Consider the following 14,361-nt stretch of genomic DNA (forward strand, 5'->3'; position numbering starts at 1 on the left):
CAAAAGAATCACTTCCCGTTCCGCCGTCCACTGTCCCGCTGCGCGGTCTTTTGACCCGATTTCATCACCATGACAACAGGGTCGAGGTGGCTAACATGTGCGTGTACAGTCAGTTCTGGCTAAAATGGGAAAAGAAAAACTTGGCCCCATACGCGGTGCACAGCGATCACCCCTGGTACACCAATCGTAACATCCGAGACACCGTCGAGTATGCACTGGACCGTCATGGCACGCGCAGCCGGTACCGAACGGCTTTCGAAATCGACAAGGATCGTGTCGCCAAAAGCCAGGCTTTCCGGCGAATGGAATACAAAACCCAGGTTTTTGTAACCCATGAAGGCGACAACTATCGTACCCGACTCACTCACTCTATTGAAGTCGCGGAAACGGCCCGCCATATCGCCCGCGGTTTGCGTTTGAATGAGCATCTGGTTGAGGCAATCGCTCTCGGCCATGATCTCGGTCACGCTCCTTATGGCCACGTGGCGGAAAAGGCGATTAACGATTGGATCCGTTCTCTCGGCGATGCGTATCGTCACGGATACTATTTTTGTCACAATCGCCAATCCGTCGAAATTGTCGAGCACCTTGAGCCCGGCTATGATTGGGATGATCGGATGTTTCGAGAGGGCTTCGGGCAGGGGTTGAATCTTACAACGGGGGTCCGCGAGGGCCTCCTTGTTCATTCCCGAAACGGTTATCGAGGGCCCGCCCATGAAAATGCGGTTTTCGACAAGTCCTTTGAAACAGCAATTCGAAAATTAGCTCGAAACCACCGAGAGAAGAATCTGTTTTTCCCCGGCTCCCTGGAAGCCCAGGTCGTATGCATCGCAGACAGGCTCGCCCAGAGGATCCACGATCTTGAAGACGGCTTCCGCTCGGGAATACTGAAGAAGGAGCACATTCGTCGCCTCTTAAAGGGGTTTTTGGATAAACTGGAGCCAACGATCATTGACCGTAGGCGATCCGCACCGAAAACCCAGCCGGATCAAACCTCTCTGATCCACGAAGATCCACTCGGCCGGGGGGATCATCTCATACACCGTACTCTTCACACGAAGGTCTCCAGGCTTTTCTTGGACCAGATCGTGACAATGGTGGAATACCACGGCGAGGAGAAAGACTCCATCGGCAAGTATATGTACACGTACAAAAGGAAACCTGGAGCGGAGGGGAACCCGTCGGAAGGTGCGGAACCGAAGCGTGAGGATCAAAACGAAGAGAAAATACGCCAGGAGAGAATCGACGAAATAAATAGAAAGCTGATGGACGATGCGAAATACAGGGGACTCTTTCTCAAGGCCGCCATGGTCGCTTTCCTGCTTCATATGTGGAGGGACGAAGAATACCTGACTTGGCAAATGAGCGAGGAAGATCAACGCTGGGCACGCAGCCGAGTCCTGAAATACTTAAAACTCCTCCTTCGAATTATCGGCGATGAAGGAGGAAGCACCCACCGAACGACGGGCACGGAGTATCCTCCTTCATACCACATCATCGCTTTTCTAAGGGGTGTCATGCTCGCGAACGCCATCGAGCACTCTTTTTGGAATATCCACTCCCTTCTCGATCCGAGCTTTCGCCTCCACTACGACACGTACCGAGTAGAGAAGAATCAACACGTACCGGAGACGCTTTCTCCGGAAGACGAAGCAAACCACTTCTATTACATGGTGTTCGTGATCGTCGACGGGATCACTCACCACGATGCTACTTTCGAGCCGTATAACAAAGACCGGGATAAAGAACGGCGTTTCTGCTTTCGTTTCCAAACGGAAAAACAGATGACGAACTTTATTCGCCGTTACTATCCGATCATTCTGGAAAGCAATGGAAGGGCGCTTGTCGACGGCTCCGTCGAGGAACGTCTTTATTCCAAGCCGGAGCGGATCTGCTGGCTTAATAAGTCGTCGTCTCCTCAAGAGACGGAATGGGTCGAATTCGACATGGGGAGCGCCGGGCAACAAGTCCCCCCGATTCCCCTGCAGAACGTTAAGATCTGTTTTACGGGCTACCGCGATCTCTGCCCGGGCATCGACGAGCCCCCCTGCAAAATCGGTCGAGGTCATGCCCAGGTCTGCGACAAGAACACGGATCAATGCCCCTTCTACTCGAGTCGAGTCCGATATCCGGATGTGGAGCGTCTGATCGATTTACACGATCATGTCCACATGCTCGACAGAGAGTTAAAAGGTTTGATCAAGAAGCGGATCCATTCGAGTTCCCGTGTCGCCCGGATGAATCACATGGGAGAAAAGGTTATACGATATCTGCTGAATATGTATCTTGAGAATCCTCGGACCATGCATGACCGCGTCTGGTCGAGACTTCGAGCCTATCAGGAAATGCCGAACGTTCATCCTATCGTGAAACGCTACATCGACAAATCGACGGTAGAACGGGAAACCGACACGATCCCTCAAGACGTACTCATGTCGCTTCTTGAAGATCCCACAGCCGAAATGGAAGGTTACATTGAGGAAAAATGGCGAACGAGCAACCGTTATGCTCTTGTTCGCCGAATTATTGAGCACGTAACCGGAATGACCGATCGTTTCATAGCCAACGAGTACAATCGCGCGAACCAGTGCGGGAGGGAAGTAGAACTCCAGGACGAAACCTACTTCATCTCCTGATTCGTTTCCGGAATATTACCTGGGACCGACACGTCTCCTGCAGCGGGTTTTCCCGGCGTGCTCGTTCCAGCTTTACAACAAAGTGACTCTTACCCCTAAGGAGGAGCCCCTTGGACCTTTTCGAGGCGATTCACGATCGAAGGAGCATCCGCGAGTACGAGGAGCGACCGGTGTCGGAGGAGACGATGGAAGCGCTGCTCCGGGCGGCGATGGCCGCGCCGAGCGCGGGGAACGCTCGCCCCTGGGCGTTCCTGACTCTCACGGACCGGAAGCTGTTGGACGCGATCCCGGAAATACACCCCCACGCGAAGATGGCCGCCCGCGCCCCGGCCGCGGTGCTGGTCTGCGCGGAACCCGGCCGCGAGAAGTACCCGGGCAACTGGCCTCAGGACTGCGCGGCGGCGACGCAGAACCTTCTCCTCGCCGCCCACGCCTCCGGCCTCGGCGCGGTCTGGTGCGGCGTCTGGCCGAACCGGGAGAGGATGGAAAATTTCCGGCGGGTCTTCGCGCTCCCCGAAGGGATCGAGCCGCACGCCCTGGTCTGCCTGGGCTATCGGGCGGAGACGAAAACGCGCGCCGACCGCTACGAGCCGGAGCGCGTCCACCGGAACGGTTGGTAGTGAGACCGATCAAAAATGAACGGATCGACGGGAAACGGACCGGTGCGATCCACCTCCCCCCTTCCCGTCATCCTTTCATCAGCTTCCGCCCCCAGGCGGCGAGGTTCCTCAGGCGGGCGATGATCCGTCCTTCGTCGCACCCCACCTCCAGATCCTCCTTCGAAAGGGAGGCGATCTTCTCGAGGAAGGCGCGGTTCTGCTCGTTGCGCGCGGCGACGAGACGGGCGATCTCGGCGGCCACCTCCTCGTGCCGCGCGAGGAGCTTCGCGAAAGCCTCCCTCGGAATCTCGATCAGCTCCGCCTCCTCCTTGAAGAGACCGGTGGCGGTCCGAGGCATGCCGGTGAAGAGGGACATCTCACCGATAATCTCCCCCGGCCCGGTACGGAAGGCGAAACGGTGTTCCTCGCCCCCCTCACGGTAATCGATGAAGCCGTCCACGGCGCCGCGGGCGACGACGTAACACGCCTCGCCCGCGTCCCCCTGTCGAAAGAGGACCTCCCCCTTGGTGTAGCGGACGGCGCGGCAGCCTCGGGCGAATTCCCCGATCGCTTCTTCCGGCAGGAGCCTCTCCGGCGTGCCGCCCTCCACGGCGGGCGGGCGGGAGAGGAAGGCGCTCGAAGCGAGGACCCGCGCCGCCTCCTCCGTCGACTCCTCCGGCGGCGGGAGGCGGCGCTGGTTGTAAACCACCGCCATGAAATCGTTCAGTAGCTGATCGCTCATGGGGAAAGGGATCTCGATGCCGCGACGCTTGAACTTGTACCAGATCAGTCGAGCGACTTCACCGCGGATCGGGTTCTTCCGCCAGTAGTTGCGCGACCAAAAATAAAGCCGGTAGTTGATCCCGAAGTCGAGATAATCAACGACATACGCGACCGGCGGCGGCGTGTCGGCCGTGAGAGACGCCTCCCGGGCCGCCTCTTCCAGCGCTGCGATGACATCCGCCGGCGCGTCGGAATAGCTCGCCCCCACTTCGATATTGTGGCGGTGGAGCTGGTCCGGCTTGCTGTAGTTGACGATCGTCTCCGAGGCGAGCACGCTGTTCGGGATACACACGTAGTCGTCGTCCCGCGTGCGGATCACCGTCTCCCGCCAGTTGGTGCGCACCACCTTCCCTTCCTTGTCGCCGATCCCGATCAGGTTTCCCGTCTCCACGGTGCGCACCAGGTTCAGCGAGATGCCGGCGAGGAGATTGCCGAGCACTCCCTGCAGCGCGAGGCCGATCACCATGGAGAGAATCGCCGACGTGGCGAGCAGGGGAGTGATATTCACACCCAAAATGGTTCGGAGAACCGCGAGCGCGGCGACCAGGTAGAGAACGCCGAGGAGGATCCGCCGGAGAAGGGTCGGCACGGGAAAGGGGATTTCCCGGTTTCTCTGATGGACATGATAGATGACGCCGTCCAACAGTCGAACGAGGCAAAAGACGATCCAGAAGATGTTCCAGGCGAGGACGCGGTCCGAGAAGACCGCCCCTTCGCGGAAACCCCAGGGGCTCCGGAGCAGCGTGGCGACCAGCGTGAGAAGGAGGACCGACGCCGGGAAGGAGACGCGGAGAAGGAGGGCATGCAGGGGCCGCCGTCGAAATCCGTATCGCGCGCCGACGTGGAGCGCGCCGGCGAGCGACAAAATCGCCAGAAACCGGAGCGCCTGCGTCCATGTAGGCACCGCTTGGGTCAATGCATCCGCGACCTGCGTGTCCAATCCGATCCCTCCTTATTACGATCGAGCGACGGGGATCGTCATCCCCTCCCGCGCCGCCTCCGCCCCGGCGAACCGCCGGCGCGCCTCCTGAACGAGCCGGTCCATGCCGCCGTCTTCCCTTTCCGGATTGTGATGGACCAGAACGAGCCGCCGCGCGCCCGCCCCCTCGGCGAGGCGCGCCCCCGCTTCCCACGTGCTGTGCCCCCAGCCTCGGTGGGCTTCATACTCGAAGGCGTCGTACTGCGCATCATACAGGATCACGCCCGCGCCGGAACAGAGCGCCAGAAGCCCCTCGTCGATCCCCGATTCCGGATGCTCGGTGTCGGTGGCGAGGACGGCGCTCCCCACCGGCCCGTCCAAGCGATAGGCGAGGGCTCCGCCCGGATGCCGGAGAGGCGCGTGGGTGATCGCCACGTCTTCGATCTCGAGTCGTTCCGGCAATGGGTGAAAGGTGATCCGCGCCTCCATGCGGTCCCAGCCGACGGGATAGTACGGCGGTGAAGCGATTCTCTCCAGCGCCCGCCTTCCGTCCTCCATCCGCTCAGCGGGGAGATAAACGCTCACCCGAAATTCCTCGCGATAAAGCGGCGCGAAGGCGGGGAGGCCGACGACGTGGTCGAGATGGAAATGGGTGAAGACCCAATCCACCCGGCGCGGAGCCTCGGGGGACCCGAGCAGCCGGGCGCCGAAGGGGACGACGCCTGTCCCCGCGTCGATGAGGAGCGTCGTCTCCCGGAGGGGGAGCGCGAGGGAGGTGGTGTGGCCGCCGTACTTCGCGAAGGCCGCGCCCGGCGTGGGATTGCTCCCGCGCGCGCCGAGCACGGTCAGCGACCCGCGTCTCATTTGCTCGTCATTTCCCATACACCGTCCCAACCGGGCGGCAAGGCGCCCCCGGAGAGCGCGTCGATCCTGTCGACATAGGCGCCGGCGACCGGGTCGTCGGCGAGGGCGGCGAAGATTTCTCCGGCCCGCGCGAGGTCCCCCGCTTCGAAGGCGCGCAGCCCTTCCTCGAAGGAGCGGTCCCCCTCGCGCCACCAGGGAAAGAGGTAAGGCCCTCCGGCCGGGCCCGCCGCCTGGAATACACGCGTCGGTTCGCGCCTCCCCACCACGCGCACCCGCCCCACTTCACGCCCCGCCGCCGCTCCCTCCGCCGCGTTCCAGGTCGCCTCGCTCACCAGAATCGGCGAGCGAAACACCTTGCCGAGCCCCTCGAGCCGGGAGGCGAGGTTCGCCGCGTCGCCGATCACGGAGTAATCGAACCGCTCGCGGGAGCCCATGTTCCCCACCACAACCGACCCGGTGTGAATGCCGATCCGCATGCAAAGCGGCCTTCCCGCGTCCCGCTCCAGCTCCGGGTTGATCTCATCGAGCCGGCGGAGCGCGCCGATCCCGGCGCGGAGGGCGCGCGCCGCGTGGTCCGGTTGGTCGAGAGGCGCGTTCCAGAAGGCGATGATCGCGTCCCCCTCGTACTTGTCCACCGTCCCCCCCTCCGCCTGGATCAGATCGGTCATCTCCGAAAGATAACGATTGAGGAGCGCCGTCAGCCGCTCCGGATCGAGTCCCTCCGAGAGAGAGGTGAAGCCGGCCAGGTCGGAGAAGAAGAGGGTCAGTTCCTTCCGTTCGCCCCCCAGGGCGAGGCGGTCCGGGTTCTCGAGGATCTTCTCGATCACTTGTGGGCTCAAGTAATGGCGAAAGGCGTGTTTCAGGAAACGGCGGCGGCGGCCCTCGACGGCGTACTGCGCGGTCTGCGCGGCGAGAAAAGCGAGCAGCACGGCGAGCACGGGGGAAACGATCGGCACCCACCGGCCCAAACGGAAGAAGAGAAGGGGGGCGCCGGCGAGCACCGCGACGAAGAGCGGCAGGAGAAGGGCGCCCCGCCAGGGGCTCCGCGCGCGCCCGACGAGGAAGCCGAGCAGCGCCGCCGCGAGAACGCAACGGAGCGCTTCGATCCAGCGGGGCGTCCGGAGGAGGAAGTCTCCGGCGAGAAGGTTGTCCAGGACCGTGGCGTGCAACTCCACGCCGGGATAGACCCGGCTCATCGGCGTGGGTCGAAGGTCCAGGAGCCCCGGCGCGCTCGATCCGATGAAGACGATCCGCCCCCGGAGCAGCTCTTTCGGGAGCGAGATCTCCCCCCCCTCCCGTTCGCGCACCCACGACTGGATCGCGCTCGCGATGGAATAGGAAGGGATCGTTCCCGCCGGACCACGGAAGCGGACCAGCATGCGCCCCTCGCCGTCCAGGGGGACGGTCCGATCGCCGAGGAAAAGACGGCCGCCGTCCGCGCGGACCGGCGTTCCCTCCGTCACGGACCAGACGGCGAAGGGGAGGGCGAGCGCCTCCGCTCCGCCGCCGGAACGGAAAACCGCCGGTACGCCGCGAAAAACGCCGTCCCGGTCGGGAAGAAAGAGCACGTTGCCGAGGCCCGCCGCTCCGTCGCGGATCGATTCGACCGGAAGCGTGGCCGAGAGAAAGGGGACGGCGGGAACGGTTCCATCCCCCTCCGGCGCCGGCCGGAAACGCGCGGGAGGCGGCGCACCCTCGTCGCCGGCGTGGGCGAGGAAGGGGAGGATCACCCCGCCGCCGGCTACCGAGGCTCCCAGTTCGGCGTCGTCCCCCTCGCCGTAGACCGACGGCTCGGTGAAGAGCAGGTCGAAGACGACCGCACGCGCCTCCGCGTCGCGGCAGTACTCGATCACCGGGGCGTAGAGCGACCGGGGCCACGGCCACGGAAGGTCCTCCTCCGCCGCCATGTGGTCGAGGCTCTTCTGATCCACGAGGAGGATCGCGATCCGCTCCGCGACCCGCCCCGGCCCGGCGAGCCGCGCGAGCCGCCAGTCCAGCGTTTTCCACTCGAGCGTGTCGAGCGCCCCGGCGAGGGAGAGCAGAAACGCGACGAGACCCGCCGCCGCCCCGATCATCGCGCCGAGGCCGATCCGCCTCATCCATCTCCTCCGCGGCGCGGCGCTCGCGCCTATCCGATCGACCGGGTGCTCCGCTTGAAGCGCTCCGTCCGCGCCGACGGGTCGGTCCCCTCGGCCAAGCGGCTCTTCACGACGGGCTCCACGTCCCGGATCCGGTCCTTCGCCGGCGGGTGTGTGGCGAACATACCGGCGCCGCCGGAGCCGGATTCATCCATCCGCTCCAGGAACCGGGTAATGCCGTCGGCGCGATAACCGACGGCGGAGGCGAACTCCACCGCCATGCGGTCCGCCTCTTTCTCCTGACTCCTGCTGTAACCACGCTCCACCAAGGTCCGCACCACGTCCCCCACGGCGCCGTCGAACAGGTCGGTGAGCTTCACCAACTCCTCCTTGTTCCAGGCGGTCCCCGCCTCGCGACCGAGGATGGCGAAGGCGTCGATGAGACGGCTCTTCTGGATCGCCGCGAGGCCGTGGCGGCCGGCGACGTGACCCACCTCGTGGGCGAGCACGCAGGCGAGCGCGTCCTCGTCCGGGAGGATGGCGAGCATCCCCCGCGTGATCAGGATCGTTCCCCCCGGCGCGGCGAAGGCGTTCACCTCGTCCACGTCGAGCACGGCGAAATGCCAGCCGCCGTAGATCTCGGGGCGACTCGAGTAGAGCGCCACCGCTCGGCCGACACGGTTCACGTAGCCGGTCACCTCGTCGTTCTTATAGAGGGGATAACGGCCGAGGAGCGTCGCCGCGACGGCGCGGCCGATGTAATACTCCTCCTCCTCGGTCAGTTCCTCGAAGCTCTTCCGGAACGCCTCGCCGGTCCGGTCGATCGCTCCCTTCTGGTCGTCGGAGATGTAACCCTGATTCGCCGCGATGCTCGTGCCGATCTTGCCGAGATCGGTGGCGGTGCAACCGGCGATCAGCAACGCGGCCGCCCCGACCACCGCGAGAAATCCGATGAAGACCGTCCTTCTCATGACCGCCCCCTCCAATCACCCAGCTTCCCCTGCTCCAGGAATTTGCGGAGTTCCTCGTCCGAAACTCGGATGCGGTCGACCCGGTCCACGGCTTCGTAGTCCAGCCCCTTGCCGCTCTTCTTGTACTCCGCCTCCACCTCCTCGGTGAAGCCCTTGCTCGCCAGGCTCACCTCGTGGTCCGAGGCGTTCCGATCCACCGTGCCGCCTCCTCCGGAGAGGGCGATCTTCTTGGTGGTGACGGCGCTCTCGTGAACCCAACCGGTCGCGCCTCCGGCGCTCACGCGGATCCACTCACCCTGCCGGCCCGTTTCCTCCAGCTTCGCGCCGATCTCCACGGTCTTCACCGCGCCCGCCCAAAACTTAGGCTCCTTGCGAAGCTTGGTGCTCTTCACCTGCACCGTCCACTGCGTTCCCGCGTAGAGGACGGCCGCCGCCAGAAGCATGCCGAGCGTCCCCAACGCCTTCGTTTTCCATCGCAAGTCGATCCCCCCTTCCCGGCCTTTCCGAGCCCGCGCCGGATCCTGTGTCGTTTCGCACGATCCTATCACCGCCGAACCCGCGCGCCAAGCGGAGCATAGGCCTTGCGGCGCCCCGCCGCGAGCGTTAGGATGGAGATTTCCCGGGCCGGAGGTAAGAAGCATGGGCCTTCTGGAAGAGGCGCGGGAGCGCCTGCGAGCGCTCTTGCGGGAGAGCGGATTCGACGGCGGCGCGCCGGTCGAGGTGACGCCGCTTCACCCGGACGACGCCATCGGCGCGCGCGCGGACGAAAACTTCGTCCTGAAAAAGGGGAAGGAGCGCGTAATCGAGGCGCGGATCGGCGGCGCCCGCGGCCAAGCCTTCACCGACCGCCCCACCTCTTGGAGGGGAACGCCGGCGGAGGCTCTCCGCCTCGACCTCTCACGGATCGAAGATCGGGCGGTCTTCACGGCGGTGTTGAACGGCGCCCTCCGAATGCTCGGCCGGGTGGAGGGGACGGTTCACTGCCGGGACGAGGACCCCACTCGCTGCGGACCTCTGCTGGCGGAGGAACTGGAACGACGCTTCGGGGCGGTTCGGATCGGCATGGTGGGATTGCAGCCGGCCATTCTCCGGGGGCTCGTGGAGCGCTTCGGGGCGGAGCGCGTGCGCGTCGTCGACCGGAATCCGGACAACATCGGCGCCGAGAGTTCCGGCGTTCCCGTCTGGGACGGGGACAGGGAGATGGAGCGCCTCGTCGATTCCTCCGACATCGGGCTGATCACCGGGTCGAGCGTGGTGAACGGGACGGCGGATGAAATCATCCGCCTCTTCCGGGACGCGGGGAAACCCTACCTCCTCTTCGGCAACACCGTCGCCGGCGTCGCGGCCCTCCTCGACCTCCCGCGCATCTGCCCCCTGAGCGGGTAGAGGCGCCTCATAGAACTCTCACCTCTTTTCTCCTCCCGTCCGATACATGGTCCGAGGAGGCAGACGTGTACTATTCCACCGACGTCAGCGATCTGATCGGCGATACGCCGCTCGTCAAGCTCACCCGGATGACCGACATGGCGGTCTTCGCCAAGGCGGAGTTTCTCAATCCGGGCGGCAGCATCAAGGACCGCGTGGCGAAGCACATCATTTTCCACGCCGAGAAGAACGGCGAACTCCCCCCCGGAACGCGCATCGTCGAGGCGACCAGCGGCAACACCGGAATCGGCATCGCCCTCGTCGGCGTGCAGCGCGGCCACCCGGTCACCATCGTCATGCCCGAGAACATGAGCGAAGAGCGGAAGAAGATCATCCAAGCGCTCGGCGCCGAGTTGATTCTTACGCCGGCGAAGGGCTCGATGGAGGAGGCGTGCCGCCTCGCCGACGAGATCCGCGATCGCGAGGGGGGCTGGCAGCTCCGTCAGTTCACCAATCCGTTGAATCCCGAAACGCATTACCTCTTCACGGGACCGGAGATCTGGGACCGTCTCGACGGACGGATCGAAGCCTTCGTGGCGGGGATCGGGAGCGGCGGCACCCTGGGCGGCGTGGGACGTTTTCTGAAGGAGCGCAACCCTTCGGTCCGCATCATCGCCGTCGAGCCGAAGAAGACGGCCGCCCTCCTCAGGCAGGAACCGGGACTGCACGCCATCCAGGGGATCGGCGACGGCTTCGTCCCCGAGTGCCTCGACACGAGCCTGATCGACGACCTGATCACGGTGAGCGACGAGGACGCTATCGAAACCACCCGCGAACTCGCCCGGAAGCAGGGGCTCCTCGCCGGCACCAGCTCCGGCGCCAACGTCTGGGCCGCCACCTTCATCGCCCGCGCCATGGGGCCGACGCGGAACGTGGTGACCGTCCTTCCGGACCGCGCGGAGCGCTATTTCAGCACCGCCCTCATCTGAACCGTTTGATCCGGAGCCGGACCGATTGCGGTTGTTTTCCCCCTCGTTTCTGGTAGAATAGTTCATGCGTCCGGCCGGTTTCCCCGGCCGGATCGTTGCGTCCGGGCCCGAACCGGGTCCGGCGGACGCCCGAAGGAACCCCCGGATTTCGACGTGAGCGGCCGGTTCCGCCGGCCGCTCCTTTGCGCCCGTCCCCGCCCGGGACGGCGCGCGCGAGGAACGCGAAGATGCGATGGAGCCACCTAACCCGAGGCGGCGGAGCGGGCGCGCGGATCGGTCGTTTCCGCCTGCCGGCGCTCACGCCCGACGAATTCGAAGCGCGGCGAAGCGCCTTTCTCGAAAAGAGCCGTTCCGCCTTCCCCCGGATCCTCCGGGCCTACACCGTCATGGCATTCGGCTGCCTGGTGATGGCGGCCGGCTACGCCTTTTTCATGGTTCCCCAAAGGATCGCCCCCGGCGGCGTCTACGGCATCGCCACCGTGATCCACTACGCCTCGACGGGGATCATCGGCCGGCCCCTGCCGGTCGGCGCCGTCGCGCTCGTGCTCAACATCCCCCTCTTCCTCTGGGGGCTTCACTCGCTCGGCGGACGATTCATCTCCCGCACCGTCTTCGGGATGGTGCTCGCGTCGATTTTCATCGACCTCCTCGGATGGCTCATCCCGCGCCTCGGGTGGGGGGAGGCGGTCTTCCGGCTCGACCCGATGCTCGCCAGCCTTTTCGGCGGCCTCGCCATCGGCGTCGGTCTCGGCCTGATCTTCCGGCACATGGGATCCACCGGCGGCACCGACGTGGTCGGCCAGATCCTCGGCCGGAAGACCAACGTCAGCGTCGGCGCATGGATGATGATCACGGACGCGTCGGTGGTCGCCCTCGCCGCCTGGTTCTTCCACGACCTGAATCTCTCCCTCTACGCGGTGGTCACCATCTTCGTGACCGGCAAGGTGATCGACCAGATACTCGCGGGCCGCAGTTATTCCCGGGCGGTCACGATCATCACCGAAAAGGGGGAAGAGATTCGCGAGGCGATCCTCTTCGGGCTCGACAAAACCGGCACCTACCTGGAGGGGCAGGGACTCTACCGCGGCCGGCGAAAGGCGGTGATTCTCTGCGTGGTGAACCGAAAGCACCTGATCCACCTGGAGCGGCTCGTCGCCGCGGCGGATCCGGAAGCGTTCCTGGTGGTGAGTGAAGCGCATGAGGTTTTAGGCGAGGGATTCAAGCCCCTCCGGGAGCGCCTGCAGACCATCTAGGTCGAGGCTAATTCTTTTACGGTTTAATCGTTCTCGGGGATCAACCGCGCCGGAAAACGAGGCGGCCGAGTCTCTCGCCCGACCCGTGGATCAGGCGGACGAAGTAGACCCCCGCCGCGGCGTCCCGCCCCGCGCCGTTCCGTCCGTCCCAGACCCGGTCGTGGACCCCCGCGTCCAGGCTCCCTTCGGCGAGGAGCGCCACCCGGCGCCCCGCCGCGTCGTATACGGCGAGCCGCACCGTCTCGCGGCGATTCAGAAAGAAGCGGATCGTCGCCCGGTCCGACGCCGGGTTCGGCTCCACCCGAAGCCATCCCGTTCGCCGCGCCCCTTCCCCGTCCGGGGCCGCCGTCTCCTCGATCGGAGCGATCCGGTAGGAGCACTCCCTCTCGTCCAGGCGAAAGACGTAGGAGCCAGTGGAGGGAAACTCGATCCGGCCGAGCGCCGTTCCGGCATGGGCGGCCGGACAGAGGGATCCGGCGGGCGGGACGACGCAGCCGGGATGCTCGCCGTCGCAGGAGCCGTAGTCGAGAGGGTCGTCCCAGGCGCCGTCGGTGCGGAACTTGAGGAGGTGGCACCCCGCTTCGACCAGGAGCGTGTCGAACCAGAGCCCCGGCTCGGTTTGGCTCATGTCCGGCGCGTCCGGGTCCCAGCCGTTCCAGTCGCCGATCACCTGGACGCGGTCGTGGGGGGAAGAGTCCCAGGGTGCGGCGAAGTCGAGTCCGGGAAGCGCGTCGCCGTCCGAGTCGAAGAGGGTGAGGTTGTCGTTCGGGTTGGATGGGCCGCCCACCACGGCGAGGAACGCGGGCTCCCAGACGAGCACACCCGCGCCGAGCCCTCCGGGGACGCCGCGCACCACCGCGCGCAGCCGGCGAAGAAAGGCGAGCTGCCCCTCCGGCGTCGCGTCATCTCCCGGGTGGAGCTGATCCGACGAAGAGACGAAGTTTCCGTCGCCGTCGAAGTCCTCGAGCGTCCACGGATAGGAAGTCTCGATGATCCAGACCGGCTTGCCGTATCGCGCGGCCGCGTCGTGCAGTGCGGCGCCCGCGTCGGCCAGCGTGCCGTGCCACCAGGGATAAAAAGAGAAGGCGATTCCGTCGAAGTCGGTTCCGGCGGCGATCAGATTGTCGAAGAACCAGCGGCACCGCTCGACATCCCCGCCCTCGGCGATATGGATGAGGATCTCCGGCGGATCGTCCGGCGCCGCCCCCGCGCGCGCCCCGTCGATCGCCGCGCCGAGGAGGGCCGTAAAGGCGGACCACCGCTCCGGCGTGTCCCAGACGCTTCCCGGCCAACCGACGCGGCCGTCGTCCCAGAGAAAACCGCCGCCGATCTCGTTGCCGATCTGCAGGTAGCGGGGAAGGATCCCTTCGTCACGGAAGCGGGCGACCACGGCCGCGGTGTACGCGCGAATCGAATCGACCAGCGCCGCGGAGTCGAGCGCCGCCCAGGCGGCCGGCTTCGTTTGTTGTCCCGGATCGGCCCATCCGTCGGAGTAGTGGAAATCGAGAAGCAGATCGAATCCGGCGCCCTCGAAACGATGCGCCGCGGCGAGGGTCGAGTCGAGGGCGTGCCACGGTTCCGGAGGCGTGTGCCAGAGACGGAGGCGAACGATGTCGTATCCGCGCGCGCGGAAGAGAGCGTGAGGATCGACCGGCGCGCCGTCCTCTCGATATTCCGCGCCGAGGGAGAGCATTCTCGCCAGGTAGGAGAGATCCGCGCCGGTCGCCGGTTCGCTCTCCGCGGCCGCCGCGGCGTTCGCCGCGATCAGGAGTGCAAAAAGCAGGATCCGCGGAATCGATCGGGCGGGCATGGCTCCCTCGGGGTCGCGAGGTGGGTCGGTTCTCTTCATACACGGAGATATTTGATTATAGCACAATCGGATCCGCGCCCCCGCCCCGTCTCGC

11 protein-coding genes are annotated in these 14,361 nt (G+C 65.0%); 5 read left to right on the top strand and 6 right to left on the bottom strand.

Going from position 1 to position 14,361, the window contains the following annotated elements; translation table 11 throughout:
• Positions 1-95 precede the first annotated feature (95 nt).
• Positions 96-2,636 carry a dNTP triphosphohydrolase gene (dgt, locus tag JW958_11505; protein ID MBN1826882.1) on the top strand — a complete coding sequence of 847 codons (2,541 nt, stop codon included), beginning with the start codon at positions 96-98 and terminating at the stop codon, positions 2,634-2,636.
• 110 nt (positions 2,637-2,746) lie between these two features.
• Positions 2,747-3,256, top strand: a complete 510-nt coding sequence (locus tag JW958_11510) for a nitroreductase family protein (GenBank protein MBN1826883.1) — start codon at positions 2,747-2,749, stop codon at positions 3,254-3,256.
• Between the two features lie 67 nt (positions 3,257-3,323).
• On the opposite strand, the gene JW958_11515 is transcribed toward JW958_11510, so the two are convergent.
• The 5 genes from JW958_11515 to JW958_11535 are packed head-to-tail and all read right to left on the bottom strand — an operon-like array spanning position 3,324 to position 9,329.
• A complete protein-coding gene (locus JW958_11515) occupies positions 3,324-4,958 on the bottom strand; it encodes a mechanosensitive ion channel (GenBank protein ID MBN1826884.1) in 1,635 nt (544 codons plus the stop codon).
• A 15-nt stretch (positions 4,959-4,973) separates the two neighbouring features.
• Positions 4,974-5,801 (bottom strand): MBL fold metallo-hydrolase, encoded by an 828-nt coding sequence (locus tag JW958_11520; GenBank protein ID MBN1826885.1) that lies wholly within the window; start codon positions 5,799-5,801, stop codon positions 4,974-4,976.
• A complete protein-coding gene (locus tag JW958_11525; protein MBN1826886.1) occupies positions 5,798-7,900 on the bottom strand; it encodes an adenylate/guanylate cyclase domain-containing protein in 2,103 nt (700 codons plus the stop codon). Before JW958_11525 ends, JW958_11520 begins: the two co-directional genes overlap by 4 nt.
• Before the next feature lie 29 nt (positions 7,901-7,929).
• Positions 7,930-8,850, bottom strand: coding sequence for a M48 family metalloprotease (locus JW958_11530; GenBank protein MBN1826887.1), 921 nt, complete (start codon positions 8,848-8,850; stop codon positions 7,930-7,932).
• Positions 8,847-9,329, bottom strand: a complete 483-nt coding sequence (locus tag JW958_11535) for a hypothetical protein (GenBank protein ID MBN1826888.1) — start codon at positions 9,327-9,329, stop codon at positions 8,847-8,849. The genes JW958_11530 and JW958_11535 overlap by 4 nt, the downstream gene beginning before the upstream one ends.
• Positions 9,330-9,489: 160 nt before the next feature.
• Here JW958_11535 and JW958_11540 point away from each other — a divergent pair, with 160 nt between their 5' ends.
• The 3 genes from JW958_11540 (at position 9,490) to JW958_11550 (ending at position 12,457) form a co-directional block, all read left to right on the top strand.
• On the top strand, positions 9,490-10,236 hold the full coding sequence (locus JW958_11540) for a hypothetical protein (protein ID MBN1826889.1): 747 nt from the start codon (positions 9,490-9,492) through the stop codon (positions 10,234-10,236).
• Positions 10,237-10,301: 65 nt separating this feature from the next.
• Positions 10,302-11,204: a cysteine synthase A gene (gene cysK / locus JW958_11545; protein MBN1826890.1), complete on the top strand. Its 903-nt coding sequence runs from the start codon at positions 10,302-10,304 to the stop codon at positions 11,202-11,204.
• Positions 11,205-11,431: 227 nt separating this feature from the next.
• Positions 11,432-12,457, top strand: a complete 1,026-nt coding sequence (locus JW958_11550; GenBank protein MBN1826891.1) for a YitT family protein — start codon at positions 11,432-11,434, stop codon at positions 12,455-12,457.
• Between the two features lie 40 nt (positions 12,458-12,497).
• On the opposite strand, the gene JW958_11555 is transcribed toward JW958_11550, so the two are convergent.
• The gene (locus JW958_11555; protein ID MBN1826892.1) at positions 12,498-14,267 is read right to left on the bottom strand and encodes a glycosyl hydrolase 53 family protein; all 1,770 of its coding nucleotides are present in this window, start codon (positions 14,265-14,267) and stop codon (positions 12,498-12,500) included.
• Between the last annotated feature and the right edge of the window lie 94 nt (positions 14,268-14,361).

Source organism: Candidatus Eisenbacteria bacterium (assembly GCA_016930695.1).
Lineage (GTDB): Bacteria > Orphanbacterota > Orphanbacteria > Orphanbacterales > Orphanbacteraceae > JAFGGD01.

Bases quoted from the DNA above. Each gene is read 5' to 3' on its own strand.
- dgt (MBN1826882.1), top strand. From the start codon at position 96: ATGTGCGTGTACAGTCAGTTCTGGCTAAAATGGGAAAAGAAAAACTTG.
- JW958_11520 (MBN1826885.1), bottom strand. From the start codon at position 5,801: ATGAGACGCGGGTCGCTGACCGTGCTCGGCGCGCGCGGGAGCAATCCC.
- JW958_11525 (MBN1826886.1), bottom strand. From the start codon at position 7,900: ATGAGGCGGATCGGCCTCGGCGCGATGATCGGGGCGGCGGCGGGTCTC.
- JW958_11530 (MBN1826887.1), bottom strand. From the start codon at position 8,850: ATGAGAAGGACGGTCTTCATCGGATTTCTCGCGGTGGTCGGGGCGGCC.
- JW958_11540 (MBN1826889.1), top strand. From the start codon at position 9,490: ATGGGCCTTCTGGAAGAGGCGCGGGAGCGCCTGCGAGCGCTCTTGCGG.
- JW958_11550 (MBN1826891.1), top strand. From the start codon at position 11,432: ATGCGATGGAGCCACCTAACCCGAGGCGGCGGAGCGGGCGCGCGGATC.
- JW958_11555 (MBN1826892.1), bottom strand. From the start codon at position 14,267: ATGCCCGCCCGATCGATTCCGCGGATCCTGCTTTTTGCACTCCTGATC.